This is a genomic window from Hymenobacter sp., assembly GCF_036387835.1.
In the GTDB taxonomy this organism is placed as follows: Bacteria; Bacteroidota; Bacteroidia; order Cytophagales; family Hymenobacteraceae; genus Hymenobacter.
The window spans coordinates 1-16,095 of record NZ_DASVSY010000056.1 but is presented as its reverse complement, the minus strand read 5'-3'; the positions used below and the strand labels follow the sequence as shown (position 1 = coordinate 16,095).

General features: G+C 56.8%; 11 protein-coding genes. 4 read left to right on the top strand and 7 right to left on the bottom strand.

Annotated elements, in window-relative coordinates; genetic code table 11:
• Positions 1 to 1,447: phosphate acetyltransferase (pta, locus tag VF639_RS11120; RefSeq protein ID WP_331145976.1), on the top strand; the 1,447-nt coding region annotated here is incomplete at its 5' end.
• 75 nt (positions 1,448 to 1,522) lie between these two features.
• Here the strand turns inward: pta and VF639_RS11115 are convergent.
• From VF639_RS11115 to VF639_RS11100, 4 genes are all read right to left on the bottom strand, one after another.
• Positions 1,523 to 2,389 (bottom strand): sugar phosphate isomerase/epimerase family protein, encoded by an 867-nt coding sequence (locus VF639_RS11115; protein WP_331145975.1) that lies wholly within the window; start codon positions 2,387 to 2,389, stop codon positions 1,523 to 1,525.
• Between the two features lie 79 nt (positions 2,390 to 2,468).
• A complete protein-coding gene (locus tag VF639_RS11110; protein WP_331145974.1) occupies positions 2,469 to 3,380 on the bottom strand; it encodes a sugar phosphate isomerase/epimerase family protein in 912 nt (303 codons plus the stop codon).
• A 74-nt stretch (positions 3,381 to 3,454) separates the two neighbouring features.
• Entirely contained in the window at positions 3,455 to 5,440 is a 1,986-nt protein-coding gene (locus VF639_RS11105; protein WP_331145973.1) for a glycoside hydrolase family 97 protein, read from the bottom strand.
• Positions 5,441 to 5,554: 114 nt separating this feature from the next.
• A complete protein-coding gene (locus tag VF639_RS11100; RefSeq protein ID WP_331145972.1) occupies positions 5,555 to 5,941 on the bottom strand; it encodes a DoxX family membrane protein in 387 nt (128 codons plus the stop codon).
• Positions 5,942 to 6,320: 379 nt separating this feature from the next.
• On the opposite strand from VF639_RS11100, the gene VF639_RS11095 reads away from it, so the two are divergent.
• Positions 6,321 to 7,532, top strand: coding sequence for an acetate/propionate family kinase (locus tag VF639_RS11095; protein WP_331145971.1), 1,212 nt, complete (start codon positions 6,321 to 6,323; stop codon positions 7,530 to 7,532).
• A gap of 256 nt (positions 7,533 to 7,788) precedes the next feature.
• Here VF639_RS11095 and VF639_RS11090 read toward each other — a convergent pair whose 3' ends face one another.
• Together VF639_RS11090 and VF639_RS11085 are read right to left on the bottom strand one after the other, a co-directional pair.
• On the bottom strand, positions 7,789 to 9,918 hold the full coding sequence (locus tag VF639_RS11090) for a M13 family metallopeptidase (RefSeq protein WP_331145970.1): 2,130 nt from the start codon (positions 9,916 to 9,918) through the stop codon (positions 7,789 to 7,791).
• Between the two features lie 177 nt (positions 9,919 to 10,095).
• Entirely contained in the window at positions 10,096 to 12,216 is a 2,121-nt protein-coding gene (locus VF639_RS11085) for a M13 family metallopeptidase (RefSeq protein ID WP_331145969.1), read from the bottom strand.
• A 294-nt stretch (positions 12,217 to 12,510) separates the two neighbouring features.
• Between VF639_RS11085 and VF639_RS11080 the strand changes: the two genes are divergently transcribed.
• On the top strand, positions 12,511 to 14,610 hold the full coding sequence (locus VF639_RS11080; protein WP_331145968.1) for a beta-galactosidase: 2,100 nt from the start codon (positions 12,511 to 12,513) through the stop codon (positions 14,608 to 14,610).
• Positions 14,611 to 14,667: 57 nt separating this feature from the next.
• Positions 14,668 to 15,519 (top strand): pirin family protein, encoded by an 852-nt coding sequence (locus tag VF639_RS11075; protein ID WP_331145967.1) that lies wholly within the window; start codon positions 14,668 to 14,670, stop codon positions 15,517 to 15,519.
• Between the two features lie 236 nt (positions 15,520 to 15,755).
• On the opposite strand, the gene VF639_RS11070 is transcribed toward VF639_RS11075, so the two are convergent.
• Positions 15,756 to 16,095 (bottom strand): oxidoreductase (locus VF639_RS11070; RefSeq protein WP_473964820.1); only part of this gene is annotated, 340 nt, incomplete at its 5' end.

The window sequence follows — 16,095 nt, the reverse complement described above, 5'->3', positions numbered from 1 at the left end:
GATTCAGGAGCAGTTGGGGGGCAAGCTCTTGTTTGGGGAAGCGCAGCTAACTAACCAAGTCGACCACTTCATTACCGGGGCCATGCAGGTGCCCAACTTCCTGACCCGCATTGCCGAGAACGTCCTGATTGTAACGCCTGGCGACCGAGCCGATATTTTGCTGATTGCGCTGCAAGCCAATGCGTCCGCCAACTACCCGCGGGTGGCCGGGCTGGTGCTCACCGGCGGGCTGGAGCCTGAAGCACCAATTCTGCGGCTCATAGAAGGCCTACAGACGGTGGTGCCCATTCTGACCGTGCAAACCGGCACCTTCCTCACTACTACCACTATCGGCGCCATTCAGTCGCGCATCACGGCCGACAACCCCAAGAAAATCCGGCTGGCCATCGACACTTTCAACCGGTACGTGGACGTAGCGGCGCTACAGGAACGAATTGTAACCTTTGAGCCAGAGGGCATTACGCCGCACATGTTTCAGTACCGGCTGCTGCAATGGGCCAAAAGCCAGCGTAAGCATATCGTACTACCCGAAGGCAACGACGACCGAATTCTGCGCGCGGCGGCCCGCCTACTCAACGAGGATGTGGTGGACCTCACCATCCTCGGCGACCCCACGGCCATTACAGCCTCCGTCAAGCGCCTCGGCCTGAACCTGGACCTAAGCCGCGTGCAGCTCATCGACCCGGCCCACGCCGAACACTACGACGACTACGTAACGACACTCTATGAACTGCGCAAAACCAAGAACGTGAACTACGACATGGCCCGCGACTTCATGCGCGACGTGTCGTATTTCGGGAGCATGATGGTGTACAAGGGTCACGCCGACGGCATGGTGTCGGGGGCAGTGCACACCACGCAGCACACCATCCGGCCGGCCTTGCAGTTCATTAAAACCAAGCCGGGCGTATCGGTGGTGTCGTCGGTGTTCTTTATGTGTTTGCCCGACCGGGTGGCCGTGTTCGGCGACTGCGCCGTAAACCCCAACCCGACGGCCGAGCAGCTAGCTGAAATTGCTATTTCCTCGGCCGAAAGCAGTGAGCGGTTTGGCATTGCGCCGCGCATTGCTATGCTCTCGTACTCGTCGGGTACTTCGGGCGAGGGGGCTGATGTTGAGAAGGTTCGGCAGGCTACGCAGCTCGTTAAGCAGCGCCGCCCCGACCTGCTCGTGGAAGGTCCCATTCAGTACGATGCCGCCGTCGACCCCATGGTGGGCCGCCAGAAGCTGCCCGGCTCGGAGGTGGCGGGTCAGGCCAGCGTGCTTATCTTCCCCGACCTCAACACCGGCAACAACACCTACAAAGCCGTGCAACGTGAAACCGGCGCATTAGCTATTGGCCCGGTCTTGCAAGGCCTCAACAAGCCCGTAAACGACCTAAGCCGCGGCTGCACCGTGGAAGACGTTTTCAACACGGTAATTATTACGGCTATTCAGGCGCAGGAATAATAGCGGGCGGTTCCGCATTTCCTTGCACGTAAAATCAGCGGTGGTTTGACCGGTGGTTTTCTAAGAGGAAAACACTTATTTCTCTGCGTATACTTCTTTTAATTGCTTGGTCAGATAAGCGAAGGTGAGCGGGGTATCGGCGCTTGGGTTGCTTGTATTGCCTTCAATGAAAATGTAGCCTTGGTAGTTGGCCTTTCTTAGAGCTCGTAGATAGGGCTTGAAATCGTCGCCTCGAACACCCGGGTAAGAGCGTTTTTCTTTTTCGGCTATTTCGCAGTAAACCAATAAGTCTTTCGCGTCAACAATGCTTTGCGGTGATTCGCCCTCGCGCATCATGTGAAAAATATCCGCGTTGAGTTTGAAGTTAGGATGGTTAACCGCGCGTACCACATCGGCCGCCGACTTTAGCGTAATCAGGAAATTTGTTTCGGTCGCTTCCAGGCTTTCAATGGCAATCATGATTCCGTGCTTTTGGGCCGCAACCGCCATTTGGCGGCACAGGACCACGAAATCGGCTTGGGCTTTCTGTACATTGTAGCCCTCCGGAATTCGGCGGGCCCCACCGCTGCCTAAAACGATAAAGGGAATACCGGCTTGTTGGGCTCTCGAGAAAACACTGTCGGCATACGCCACCACTCTGGCATTATCCACGTTGGGTCCGGCAATTTTTAGTTTGCCAGGAAAGAAAACGTTGCAGAGAAATACTTTGCACTTCGCCTTTTTTATCCGGGCCAAGTTTTGCTTGAACTGCTCCTCCGATAAGGACGGTGAAACCATGCGGCTCACCGTCTCCCCTAGCATCCGAAACCCGGCGGCATAGAGTATACTGTCCTGCTCGATGGGTGCGACTACACCTATCTGCGGAATAACTTCTTTGCCGGGGGCAAAGCCAAGCAACACCGTAAGCGCAACAGGAAGCAACAGCAAGGCCCGGAATTTCATAGAGCAGTTTTGGTAGACGGTTAATCAACAAGGAGATACAAAGCAAAGCTACGGCGCTGTTGGTGGACAATAAGCGCTGCTAGCTTTTCATTGCCCGGGCCATGGCGTCTTTTACTTGCTTGAAAAACGGTGGAATAATAGCGAATGGGTCGCCGGGGCTCAGGGTTTCAATGGGCAGGTAGCCCCGATACGGCGAGGCTTTGATGATGCGGAATAATTTCAGCAAGTCCATGTTCTCGCTCTTACCAGGATAATCGATTTTCTCTTTTACCTGCCAGTTCACCGCGTAGAGCGAGGCTTTGGCTATTTCCCCGTACGCTTCATTGGTGACGAAATTACCCGTGTCCAGCACCAGCCCAAACCATTCATCATCAACCCTTTTCATGAAGTCAAGGGCTTGGTCGGCGGTTTTGATGAAATCATTGTGGTTTTGAATTGCGACCATAACGCCGCGCGCCTTGCCGTAAGCCACGCACGTTTTAATGTCTTCTATCATTCGGTCGGCGGTGGCCGACCACACTGTTTTTTCGGGTTGCGCTTTGCCGGTATAGATGCGAAGTACCGGGGCGCTGAGCTTCGCAGCTACTTCAATCCATCGTTTTACCAAGGCTATTTCGCCAGCTCTGGCGGTAGCATCTGTTTGGCCTAACTCGTTGCGGATGCCAGTGCCGCTGATGCCTAAGCCCAATCGGCGAGCTTTTCTTTTCAGTTGATACACATACTCATCGGGTGGGGTGGCCGGATAGCCAGGAAAGTAATAGCCGGTTAAGTCGACGGCGTCGAACCCTTGCGCAGCACAAAAATCCAGTACCGCGGGTAGTGTTGTTTTCCCGCTCAGCAGCGGTGCGTTGAAAGAGTAGGCGTTTAAGCTTATTCTAAACCGGTTCTCGGAAGCCGCCGTAGCATCAGCCGCTACCACTGCCGAGTGCAACCCGGTGAGGGGCAAAGCCGCCAGCGCCAGCGAGGATTGTAAGAAGGCTCTTCTTTCCATTTTCATGACGCAAGCTTTTGTAGCGAAGCTGTTCGGGACGGTCTTACGACCGTCCCGAACAGCTTCGCCTGCCATTATTTCGCTTTCTCTATCCGGGCGGCCCAACCGCCGCCGGGGGCAAGGTGCACCGTAAGCTTTTGGCCTGCAGAAACCTGCATCACTTCTTTCTTGTAGTCCGTGCCATTCCGATCAGCGTTTAGGCCATCACGGAACACTTCAGCCTGGTAATTTCCAGGCGGCAGAAACGAAAAATCGAGGGTAAGGTCGCGGGGCGTCCAGTTGCTCATGGCGCCTACGTACCAGGTGTCGGCTTTGCGGCGGGCCAGGGCTACGTACTCGCCGACTTTGCCATCGAGCGGCACGGTTTCATCGAACGTTACCGGCACCTTCACGATGAAGTCGGTGCACTCCTTTTCCTTCATGTATGCGGTGGGGCTATCGGAGAGCATTTGCAGCGGAGCTTCGTACACCACGTACATGGCCAACTGCTGGCAGCGGGTGCCCTTGCTCATGGGCTGGCTCCCGATGGCGCGGTAATTCAACTGGTTGACGTTGCGCATGGCGCCCGGCGTGTAATCCATGGGGCCCGCCATCATTCGGATATACGGAATCGTGACGGCGTAGCGGGGCTGGTCTTCGTCGGCCCACTTGTAGTTCTCCATTCCTTTCACCCCTTCGTAGCCCATTACGTTGGGGTAGGTGCGGTGCAGGCCAGTAGGCTTGAACGAGCCGTGATAATCGACGAGCAGCTTGCTCTCGGCGGCCTTAGCGGCAATTTCATAGAGGGAGGCTACGGCCAGTTGATCGTCGCGGTCAATGAAATCAATCTTGAAGCCTTTGGCGCCCATTTTGGCGTAATGCGGAAAGGCCTTGTCCATCTGGTGCACCACGGCGTTCCACGAAGCCCACAGAATAACACCGACGTTTTTCTGCTTGCCATAATCGATTACCTGCTGCAGATCCAGTTCGGGTCTTACCTGAAAAAGATCGAGCTGCGGCGTCCAGCCCCCGTCAATTACAATGTATTTTACTTTGTTGGCGGCCGCGAAATCAATGAAGTATTTATAGGTATCGGTGTTCAGCCCCACCTTGAAATCGACGTGCGTGATGTCGCGGCTATTCCACCAGTCCCACGCTACCTGTCCGGGTTCGATCCAGCTGGCATCGGCTATGCGGCTCGGAGCGGCCAGCTTCTGCACGATGTCGTTGTTTAGCAGCTCTTTGTCTTGCTCACTGATGGCAATGGCCCGCCAGGGAAACGTGCGGGCGCCAGTGGTTTTGGCAATGTAGTCGGCTCGTTTGGTGGGAATGAGGTTGATGGTGTTGTAGCCGCCGTTTTGCACCTCCAATGGGTACGGGGCATATACGCCCTTGAGCCCTTTGCCGTCGGGCTGGTAGTTGAGGTACATCCCCGGATAGTTTTCCAGGTCGGCCTCCAGAATCACCACTTTCTTGTTTTCACCGGCCTCTACCAGCAGCGGCAGGATGGCGAGGGAATCCTTGGGAAACTGCGAGAGGGTGATTTCGTGGTAAAGCGCTTCAAACGAAGAGTTGAAATTCTGACCGCCCCGGTAATCCCACTGAATCGGAATGAAGGCTTTCTGGTCGGCGGGAAAATTGAAGTTCGCCTCTTCGTTTTTCACGAGTAGCTCGCCCTTCTTTTTGGTGAAGAAACGATACGCCACGGCATCATTATACACCCGGAAAACGACCCCGTAGTCTCCTTTACAGGTTAGCGTAAGCTCGTTGTATTGGTCACTGATAACGGCTTTCTTGTAATTGATAGCCTTGATGGTGGTATTGACTTTTTTGGTGGTTGCCGACCGAACAACGGCATCGTCGCCAAGCACCCCCTTGGTAAGTTGCAGCGAAATAGCCGACGGGGTAAGTAGCGGTTGGCCTTTGTGTTGCACCGACCATAGCAGCTTGCTGCCTGCTTCCACCTTCAGGGCAATATTTCCATCCTGCGACTTTACTTCATAGGTTTTCCCTTTTTGCGCAAAGGTGAACGTTGAAATCAGCAAGCAAATACCAGACAAGTAAGTGAAGCGCATTTTCATAGAGAGTGGGTTAAGGACGTGCGGCTGCGTAGTAAGTAATTGATACTAAGCCCGGTTTTGGTTATAAATATAGACTACTGTGGTACAGCCCATCTATACGCGTCGTAGAAATTGCTACAAGCTGGCTCTTACCATCGGCAGATATTTCTGGCGGTTTTCAAAAAGCACCCACAGATTGATGGCCAATAGCACCAGCGCAATAGGTAGCCCCGAAGGTACTACTGTGATGTGGGTCAGCAGAATTCCTATCACAATCGGGAAAATGATGATAGCCCCGAGGGCCCGGAATTTTGGGATAATGAAGAGGATACCGCCAATAATTTCAACTGCCCCTACAAGCGGCATCAGCCATCCTATTTCCATAAAAGCGGCCATAACCTTCTGCATCTTCTCGGGCAGATCTGTTGGCGTGGGCATGTAATTGAGGAACTTGTTCAACCCGGAGTTGATGAACATCAATCCGAACAGTAGGCACACGACAAATAGGATTTTCTGTTTCATTATTCTTGTTTGCTGATTTTGAAAATAGGGTAATAGTCTAAATGCTGGTTCAATTGCAAAGGCAACGGCTTTTCCACTTAGCCGTGATAAATACCTTTTATTTATTGGCAAAGTCAACTATTGCTATTCATCTGCTTCATTTTCGCTGTCGATCCGACTGCAACTTCCGGGTTGCCTGGCAGTTGCACTAGCGCCGCAAGCAACTGCTGACCTGTAGGGCACTGAATGCAGGAATAGCGTAAAGTAACCATCTGTAAGCTAGCTGTGCTATTCGGTTAACCGTCTGCATCAACTGCACCCATCATGTGCAACGTGGGTAAGCGCGCTTCGTTAGCTACTTTACTCCTTAAAGGAAGCTCAGGGGCCTAACACAACATCCATGAACTTACTCGTCCTCAATTCCGGCAGCAGCTCTATTAAGTATCAGTTCTTTCGGTGGCCTTCGGAAACGCCGGCTTGCAGTGGCCTGGTAGAGCGCATCGGGCTCGACAACGCGGTGGTGACGCACAAGCTGCTAGCCGGCGAACAGGAAACGACCACGGTGCTGAGCGTGGAGCTACCCGACCACGAGGCTGGCCTGCGCGAAGTAGCCCGCCTACTAGCTGATCCGCAGCTCGGCGTGCTACAGGACCCGGCCGAAGTGGAAGCGGTAGGGCATCGGGTGGTGCACGGCGGCGAGGAATTCGCGGACACGGCACTGATTATTCCGGTGGTGAAAGAGGCTATCAAGCGGCTGTTTCCGCTGGCCCCGCTGCACAACCCGGCCAACTACCGGGGCATAGAAGTGGCCGAAAAGACCTTCCCGCAGGCCAAGCAAGTAGCCGTGTTCGATACAGCCTTCCACCAGACCATGCCCGAAGAAGCCTACCGCTACGCCATCCCGACGGAGCTGTATTCCGAGCAGGGCATCCGGGTGTACGGGTTTCACGGCACCAGCCACAAGTACGTAACCGAGTTGGCGGCGCAGTACCTCGACAACCCCAATGCCCGGCTGGTGAGTGTGCACCTCGGCAACGGCTGCAGCATTGCGGCCGTGCGCGGGGATAAATCGGTGGATACGAGCATGGGCTTTGGGCCGCTGAGTGGCTTGGTGATGGGCACCCGCTCCGGCGACATCGACCCGTCGGTGGTGTTTCACCTCATCAACCAACTAGGCTATACGCCCGACCAAGTCAGCACGCTTCTCAACAAGCAAAGCGGCATGCTGGCCCTCACCGGCCTCAGCGACATGCGCGACATCACCGCCGCCATAGAAGCCGGCGACGCTAACGCCCAACTCGCCTACAACCTCTACGCCTACCGCATCAAGAAATACATAGGCGCCTACGCCGCCGCCCTCAACGGCCTCGACGCCATTATCTTCACGGCCGGCGTCGGCGAAAATGACGCCCTGGTGCGCAAGCTGGTCTGCCAGAACATGGACTACTTGGGCGTGCAGCTCGACGAAGAAAAGAACGCGCTACGCGTGAAAGGAATTCGGGAAATTAACTCGGCGGATTCAAAGGTGAAGGTGCTGGTGGTACCGACCAACGAGGAACTGGAAATTGCCCGGCAGTGCGTGGAGTTACTTTCTATGAATAGTGAGTCGTGAAACGGTCATGCTGAGCGAAGCCGGAGGCGGAGTCGAAGCATCTCGCGCGCTGATGTTGAAATGGTAATATCGTGTTGAGCAGTCGAGGCATCTTATGTGCTGACACTAACAGAGTAGCTGATTTTACCACACTAGCGAGATGCTTCGACTCCGCCTCCGCCTCCGGCTTCGCTCAGCATGACGGTTCCATTACTTAAAAAGGCGGCCTGCGTAATGCAGGCCGCCTTTTAACAATTTAGCAATCAGCAATTATCCACTACCAAATCTTGGCTCGCACATTCTCGGCGCGTACCATTTTGGCGTCTTCCTTGCAGCCGAAGGCTTCGTAGAACTCCGGCATGTTCATGAGCGGGCCGTTGGTGCGGTACTGCGAGGGAGAGTGCGGATCGGTTAGCACTTGCTGGCGCAGGGCCTCGGGGCGGGCGTTGGTGCGCCATACTTGGGCCCAACCCAAGAAGAAGCGCTGCTCCGGCTTCAGGCCGTCGTAGTTGGGACGGGGGCCGTTGCCGTATTGCTTGGCCAGTTGCTTTTGCAGGGCCGAGTAGGCCAAGGCCAAGCCACCGAAGTCGGCCAGGTTCTCGCCCATGGTTAGCTTGCCGTTTACAAACACTGAATCAAGCGGTTGGAAGGCGGAGTATTGCGCACCAACCATATCAGCGCGCTTGGTGAACTCCGTGGCGTCTTCCTTGGTCCACCAGTCGCGCAGGTTGCCTTCGGCGTCCGACTGCCGGCCCTGGTCGTCGAAGCCGTGGGTGATTTCGTGGCCGATGACGGCGCCCATGCCGCCGTAGTTCACCGCGTCGTCGGCCTTGGGGTCGAAGAAGGGCGGCTGCATGATGCCAGCCGGAAACACGATTTCATTGAGCGACGAGTTGTAGTAGGCATTCACCGTGGGCGGCGTCATGCCCCACACCGACCGGTCGATGGGCTTGCCGTAACGGCTTATTCGGTCGTTAGTTTCCCATTCGCGGGCGGCAATTACGTTTTTCAGGTACGATTCGCGCGTGATGTTGAGCGCCGAATAGTCTTTCCACTTATCGGGATAGCCAATTTTGACGCTGAACGCATTCAGCTTTTTGAGGGCTTCCTTCTTGGTCACCTCGCTCATCCAGGAAAGCTGCTGGATATGCTCGCCCATGGCTTCCTTGATGTTGCCCACCATCTCCTGCGCTTTGGCCTTGGTTTCGGGAGTGAAGGCTTTTTCCACGTACAGCTGGCCGAAGGCTTCGCCCAACGCCGCATCAGTAGCCAGGTTCATGCGCTTCCAGCGGGGCTGTTGCTGCTTGGCGCCGCTCAGCACCTGCGTGAAGCGGAATTCCTCATCAACATACGCCTTAGGCAGAGCTGACGCCATTGAATTGACAAGGTGGGCGCGCAGGTAGGTTTTCCAGTCGGCTATTGGCTCTTGCTTGAGCGCGGCGTTAACTTCCTGGAAAAAAGCCGGCTGACCCACAATTACTTCCTTGGCCGACGCCAACCCCAACTGCGGAAGCATGGCCGGGAGGCCGAGGTTAGGAAATTGCGTATTGGCCTGCGCCACGGTCATTTTGTTGTAGTTGGCATACGGGTCGCGCAGGGCAACCCGCTCTTTGCTGGCTTTCGCCAGGCGGGTTTCCAGGCGCACTACCGTTTCGGCCCCTTTCTTGGCCGTGGCCTCGTTGTCGCCGAGCAGCTTCAAGAGGTTGGTCAGGTAGGTGATGTAGGCCGTACGGACGGTTTTCGAGCGAGCGTCATCCTTGAGGTAGTAGTCCCGGTCGGGCATGCTGATGCCACCTTGCGAGATATAGAGCGCATACTCGGTGCTCTTCTTGCGGTCTTGGTTGACGCCCAAGCCAAACACCGAGCGGGTTTGCAGCTTTTGCTGACGTACCAGGGCGTTTTGCAAGCTTTTCAAATCTTTCACGGCCTGAATGCGGGCCAGCTCAGGCTGCAAGTATTTCAAGCCCGCCTTTTCAATGGCCGCCGAGTCCATGGCAGAGGCGTAGAAGTCGCCGACTTTTTGCAGGTTCGAGCCTTTGGGGGCCGACGTGTTGGCGGCGGCTTCCTGCAGAATGCTGCGCAGGGCGGCGTTGTTCTGGTCGCGCAGAATGTTGAATGAGCCCCACGATGTTTGAGCGGCCGGAATGGGCGTGTTCTTCAACCACGTACCGCCCGCATAATGGAAAAAGTCGTCGCAGGGGGAAACCGACAGGTCCCGGCCGGCTAGGTCCAGCCCAACACCAGGTACGGCGGGTGCAGCGGCAGCAGTTTCAGTGGTGGCGGTAGTGGAGGCCGGCGCAGCATCGGCGCGGTCGGGGGCGGTGGTGGAAGTGGAAGAAGCGCAGCCAGCTAGTGCAAAGCCAGCGGCTGTGCCGAGCGTAAGGAGTAAGTTTCTGTTCGAAATCATAGAGTGAAAAAGGGGTTGGGAATTTGTTACTGACACTATGGAGCGGTCTTTCTTACTGTTGCGGTTGCCAGCCAGAAGATTCCACTACATCAAAATTAACGCGTGTTAGGTTCCTTACCTAGGCAGCCAGCATCCCGCGCAAGTGGCTGTTAAACCAATGGTTACAGGCTAAACCATCTACCAAATCTTGGCTCGGTCGCTTTCGGCGCGGACCATCTTCTGGCCTTCTTTGCAGCCGAAGGCTTCGTAGAACTGCGGCATGTTCATGAGCGGGCCGATGGTGCGGTACTGGCCAGGCGAGTGCGGGTCGGTGAGGATTTGCTGGCGCAGCGCTTCGGGCCGAATATTCTGGCGGCGCAGCTGGGCCCAACTCAAGAAGAAGCGCTGCTCGGGCGTGAAACCGTCGATGACGGGGCGGGGCTTGTCGCCGTACTGCTTCTGGAGCTGCTTTTGCAGCGCGCCGTACACGATGGTAAGGCCCGCGAAGTCGGCCAGGTTTTCGCCCATCGTGAGCTTGCCGTTGACGTGCACCGAGTCGAGGGGCGAGAAGGCGTCGTACTGGCGGCCAACCACGGCGGCGCGCTTGGTGAACTCCGTGGCGTCGGTGGGCGTCCACCAGTCGCGCAGGTTGCCTTGGGAGTCGTATTGGCGGCCTTGGTCGTCGAAGCCGTGGGTCATTTCGTGGCCCATCACGCCGCCGATGGCGCCGTAGTTTACCGCATCGTCGGCGTTGGGGTCGAAGAACGGGGGTTGCAGGTAGCCGGCCGGAAACACGATTTCGTTCATCGGCGGACTGTAATAGGCATTGATGGTGGGCGGCGTCATGCCCCACTCGTTGCGGTCAATCGGTCCGCCGTACTTCTTCACGTTCTGAGTGTAGTTCCACTGCCGCGCCGCCAGCACGTTTTTCAGGTACGACTCGCGCGAAATAGTCAGCGCCGAGTAGTCTTTCCACACGTCGGGGTAACCGATTTTTACGCGCAGGGCGTTCAGCTTCTTCAGGGCTTCGGCTTTGGTGGCGTCGCTCATCCAGGTGTTGGTTTGGATGTGCTCGGTCATGGAAGCCCGAATGTTAGCTACCATTTCCAGGGCCTTTTGCTTGGCGGCTGGCGGAAAGGCTTTGTCTACGTACAGCTGGCCGAAGGCCTCGCCGAGCGTCGCGTCGGTGGCGGCTAGCATGCGCTTCCAACGTACTGGCTGCTGCTTGGTGCCACTCTGTACCTGCGCAAACCGGAAGGCTTCGTCGCTATACGCCTTGGGCAGCGCCGAGGGCACCGAGCTAACTAACTGCCAGGTCAGGTAGGTTTTGGCGTCGGCTAGCGGCGTGGCTTTCATCACGTTGCTTAGCTCTTGGAAGAAAGCTGGCTGGCCTACTATTACTTCCTTGGCAGCGCTTAACCCGTTGGCAGTCAGCAACACCGGCAAGCCCACGCTGGGGTACTGGCGCTGGAAGTCGGCCACAGTCATCTTGTTGTAGTTGGCCTGTGGGTCGCGCAGCTCTACCCGGGTTTTGCTGGCTTCAGCCAACTTCTTTTCCAGCGCCAATACGGCCGCTGCCTTCTGCTTGGCCGTGGCCTCCGAGTCACCCATGAGACGGAAGGTATTGGTCATGTAGGTGATGTAGGCCGTACGGATGGCCGTGGAGCGGGCATCGTCCTTGAGGTAGTAGTCCCGGTCGGGCATGCCGAGGCCGCCCTGATTGAGGTTGACGGCGTACACGGTGCTGTTCTTGCGGTCGGGCCCGACGCCGGCGCGGAAGAAGGCGCCGGTACCAAGCATCTGCTGGCGGGCCAGGCTGGCGTGCAGGCTCTTCAGGTCGTTGATGGCGGCAATGTGCTTCAGCTCGGGCTGCAAATACGTCAGGCCCGCCTTGTCCAGCGTCACCGAATCCATGCCGGAAGCATAGAAGTCGCCGACTTTTTGCAGGTTGGAGCCCTTGGTAGCCGAGGTGTTAGCGGCGGCTTCTTCCAGAATCTGGCGCAGCATGGCTTGCGTCCGGTCGCCGAGCAGGTTGCGCGGCCCCCAACTGGAAGCGTAGGCCGGGATAGGGTTGCTCTTCAACCAGTTGCCGCCCGAGAACTGGTAGAAGTCGTCGCAGGGCGATACGGACGGGTCGATGTCAGCGGGGTTGATGCCGACGCCTTTGATGGAAGGAGCCGCCGCCGTGGCCGTTGTTATGGTGGTAGCAGGTGCCGTAGTAGCCGCCGTAGGGGCTGAGGTCTTGCTGGTGGTACAGCCAGCCAACGTTAGGACCATAGCGGCCTGTAAGCCACGCAAGTAGTAAGGGTTTTGCATCATAGCTGAGTCGGTGGAAGGAGCAGATCGGTAGCAAGATAACCCTTGGGTTTGTCTTGCCTTAACGGCAAGGACACACAGTATGCTCTGCACGTTGCGGCAAGACGCTATTTCAAGTGCTAATCTTTCGGATGAACGTGCACGTGTTAAGCTGATAGTGCCGCTCAGCCACGATGCGCGAAGCCTGAGCGGCACTATTGCCTGATCAATGCAAATCTTTAGCGGAAATAGATAACCATCTTTCCATAGCCCCGACATTCCCGCTTTCTTTGCAACCAACCTCCTACCCTACTTCCTATGAAAAAAGCTTTTCTCTTGGTGCTGCTCTGTTGCAGTGCGGTGCGCGGTTTTGCGCAATCAACTCAATCTCCCCAACGCTTCTTCGCCAAAGAAAAACTCACCGAGATTGGCGTGTACTACTACCCCGAGCATTGGGACGAAAGCCAGTGGGACCGAGACATCAAGAAAATAGCCGACCTCGGGTTCGAGTACATCCACGTGGGCGAATTTGCATGGGCCTTCATGGAGCCCAAGGAAGGCAAGTATGATTTCCGGTGGCTGGATAAGGTGGTGGACCTGGCCGACAAGAACAAGATGCGCGTGATTATGTGCACCCCGACGCCGACGCCTCCGGTCTGGCTCACGCAGAAACACCCCGAGATATTCCTGCGCAACAGCGACGGGCAGACGGCCGAGCACGGCTCGCGCAACAACTACTCCACCTCCAGCGACGTCTACCGCAAGTACACCGAGCAAATCGTGACCGAGCTCGGCAAGCGCTACGGCAAAGACAAGCGCATCATGGGCTGGCAGCTCGACAACGAGCCTGGCCGCGGCGTCGACTTCAGCCCGGCTGCCCAACAGAAATTTCGGGAGTGGCTCCAGAAAAAGTACGGCACCATTGAGGCCCTCAACAAGGCGTGGGGCGCCGCCTTCTGGAGCATACTATACAGTGACTTCAGCCAAATCAACATTCCGAACCAGCGGCTGCTCTACGGCCCGAGCCCCCACGCCGTGCTGGATTCCAAACGCTTCGTTGCCGACCAGATGGCGGGTTTTCTGGACTTCCAGGCGGCCACGCTACGCAAGCATCTGTCACCGGATCAGTGGATTATGACCAACTACATGGTCATGGAAAACGCGCCCGGCTTCGACCCTACCCGCACCAAAAACCTGGACTTCACCTGCTACACCAAGTACCCCGTACACGGCGCCGACGAGATGCTCGGCGATAAAGGGTTCCGGGTGGGCTCGATGTCGGGCCTGGCGTTTCTCAACGACTATCACCACGCCCTTAATAAGGGCGTGTTTGGGGTGATGGAATTGCAGCCGGGCCAAGTGAATTGGGGCGGCATCAACCCGCAACCCGAGCCCGGCGCGGTGCGCATGTGGCTATGGCACACCTTCGCCGGGGGCACGGCCCTCAACTGCACCTACCGGTTCCGCCAGCCGCTCTATGGCTCCGAGATGTACCACTACGGCATCGTGGGCTCCGACGGCGTGACGCCCACGCCGGGCGGCCTGGAGTTTGCCAAGTATATCACGGAAGTGAAGGCGCTGCGCAAACAGTACAAACCCACTGCCACGCCGCCCGCCGAAGTTACTACCCGGCGCACCGCCATCCTGACCAGCATGGACAACCTATGGGACCAGGACATCCAGAAGCAAACCACGCAGTGGAACCCGTTCGGCCACCAGATGAAGTACTTCCTGGCCGCCAAATCTTTCGGTGCGCCCGTCGATTTCGTGTCGGAGCAGATGGATTGGAGCGCCTACAAGATGCTGGTAGTTCCTGCTTATCAGCTAGTTGATGAAACCCTGATTGCCAAGCTACAAGCCTACGCTAATAACGGCGGCCAGCTAATCCTGACCTGCCGCACTGGCCAGAAAGACCGAGACGGCCACCTGTGGCAAGCCACTTGGGCAGCCCCCATCTATAAGCTGATTGGGGCGGAAGTCCGGTTCTTCGATATGATGATGCCCGACACCGACGGGCAAGTGAGCTTCGCGGGCAAGAGCTACCGCTGGAACAATTGGGGCGACGTGCTCAAGCCCCTGGCCGGCACCCAAACCCTCGGTACCTACACCAACCAGTACTACGCCGGTCAGGCTGCCGTCACGCAAGTCAAGCAAGGCAAAGGCACCGTCACTTACATCGGCGTCGATACCGACGGCGGCGAGTTGGAAAAGACCATCATGCGCTCCGTCTACCAGCAAGCCGGCATCAAGACAGCCGACTACCCCGCCGGCGTAAACGTGGAGTACCGCGACGGATTTTGGGTGGCCGTCAACTACTCATCGAAACCCTACACGCTGCCGCTGCCCGCCGGCAGCAAAATCGTGCTAGGCGAAAGAGTGTTGCCCTGCCCCGGCGTAACCGTCTGGACGGACAGGTAGTGGATTGCCATTTCGCCTACAACTTCGCTACCAACTCCCACCTAGCGTACCAATTCTATGCGCACCATCAAGCAGCAGCACCAAGCCGTTAGCTCTCCTATAGCCGACCTAATAACCTACCGAGCTTTGCCGACGCATTCCGTCGAGCACCTCGACCCGTTCTTGTTTCTGAACCACCACGGCCCGCAGGTGTACCGGCCCAACAACCAGGGGCTACCCTTCGGTCCTCACCCGCACCGCGGCTTCGAAACCGTCACCTTCATCTTGACTGGCGACATCATGCACCAAGATACCGGCGGGCACCAAAGCATCATCGAAGCCGGCGGCATCCAGTGGATGACAGCCGGTAGCGGCCTGATTCACGCGGAAGTCTCGTCCCCGGAATTCAAGCGCAACGGCGGACCGTTGGAGATTCTGCAGCTATGGGTGAACCTACCAGCCAAAGACAAGATGACGGCTCCCGCGTACACCGGCTTGCAGGAACCCGAAATCCCGACGGTAATACTTGATGAGGGCCGCGTGCAAATCCACGCCGTATCGGGTGAGTGGGCCGGTACGGCAGGTGGTTATCAGTCACTTACCGATATCCAGCTAGCTACCATCACCTTCCAGGCGGGCGGTCAGCTGCAACTATCCATCCCGGCCGAGCACACGGTTTTCTTCTACACCATTCAGGGCAAATTCCGCGTGAATGGCCAGGAAACGGAAGCCCGCTACCTCACCGAGTTCAACTACGACGGCGACAAGGTGCACATCGAAGGCCTAAGCGATGCTGTGCTGTTGCTCGGGCACGCGTTGCCTTTCCAAGAGCCTATTGTTGCCGCCGGACCTTTCGTGATGAACACCGAAGCAGAAATTCAGCAGGCCTACCAAGACTACCGGGCTGGTAAGTTCGGCCGTTGGCAGTAGGTGAAGTTGTGAAATAATGAATTTGCTAGTGGGTGTCGCCAATGGCGCGGAACAGGTGGAACCACGAATTGCCCGAAGGGCTTCGTGGTTTCACTCTCGTTGCTGATGGGTTCAACGGAACGCCTTCAAAACAGTAAGTTCGAACAACTGCTGTTGCTGATGTGCGCATGCTGTCGTGCAACAATGGTGGTACCACGACCGAAAAAATTGTGGCACCACTCCGCCGATTCACAACCTTACTTCCTGGGCTGAGCGCGCTCGTACTGGTTGGGCCATTTCATATCAGCACCTAGCTCATGAGCGGCGTGCAGCGGAAAATAAGGGTCACGAAGCAATTCGCGGGCTAGTAGTACAAGGTCGGCTTGACCTTTCGCAATGATTTCTTCGGCTTGAGCGGCCGTGGTAATCATGCCCACAGCTCCGGTGGGCAGGCCGGTTTCTTCTTTGATGCGCGTGGCAAAAGGCACTTGGTAGCCTTGCCCCACAGGAATGTCGGCCTTGGGCACGTTGCCACCGGTAGAGCAGTCGATTAGGTCGACGCCGCGCTCCTTCAGCAAGTAGGTTAGGGCTATAGAA

What these genes read in the sequence shown, in the direction of transcription:
- VF639_RS11105 (WP_331145973.1), bottom strand. Translation starts at nt 5,440, where the DNA reads ATGAAAATGCGCTTCACTTACTTGTCTGGTATTTGCTTGCTGATTTCA.
- VF639_RS11115 (WP_331145975.1), bottom strand. Translation starts at nt 2,389, where the DNA reads ATGAAATTCCGGGCCTTGCTGTTGCTTCCTGTTGCGCTTACGGTGTTG.
- VF639_RS11080 (WP_331145968.1), top strand. Translation starts at nt 12,511, where the DNA reads ATGAAAAAAGCTTTTCTCTTGGTGCTGCTCTGTTGCAGTGCGGTGCGC.
- VF639_RS11100 (WP_331145972.1), bottom strand. Translation starts at nt 5,941, where the DNA reads ATGAAACAGAAAATCCTATTTGTCGTGTGCCTACTGTTCGGATTGATG.
- VF639_RS11090 (WP_331145970.1), bottom strand. Translation starts at nt 9,918, where the DNA reads ATGATTTCGAACAGAAACTTACTCCTTACGCTCGGCACAGCCGCTGGC.
- VF639_RS11085 (WP_331145969.1), bottom strand. Translation starts at nt 12,216, where the DNA reads ATGATGCAAAACCCTTACTACTTGCGTGGCTTACAGGCCGCTATGGTC.
- VF639_RS11110 (WP_331145974.1), bottom strand. Translation starts at nt 3,380, where the DNA reads ATGGAAAGAAGAGCCTTCTTACAATCCTCGCTGGCGCTGGCGGCTTTG.
- VF639_RS11075 (WP_331145967.1), top strand. Translation starts at nt 14,668, where the DNA reads ATGCGCACCATCAAGCAGCAGCACCAAGCCGTTAGCTCTCCTATAGCC.
- VF639_RS11095 (WP_331145971.1), top strand. Translation starts at nt 6,321, where the DNA reads ATGAACTTACTCGTCCTCAATTCCGGCAGCAGCTCTATTAAGTATCAG.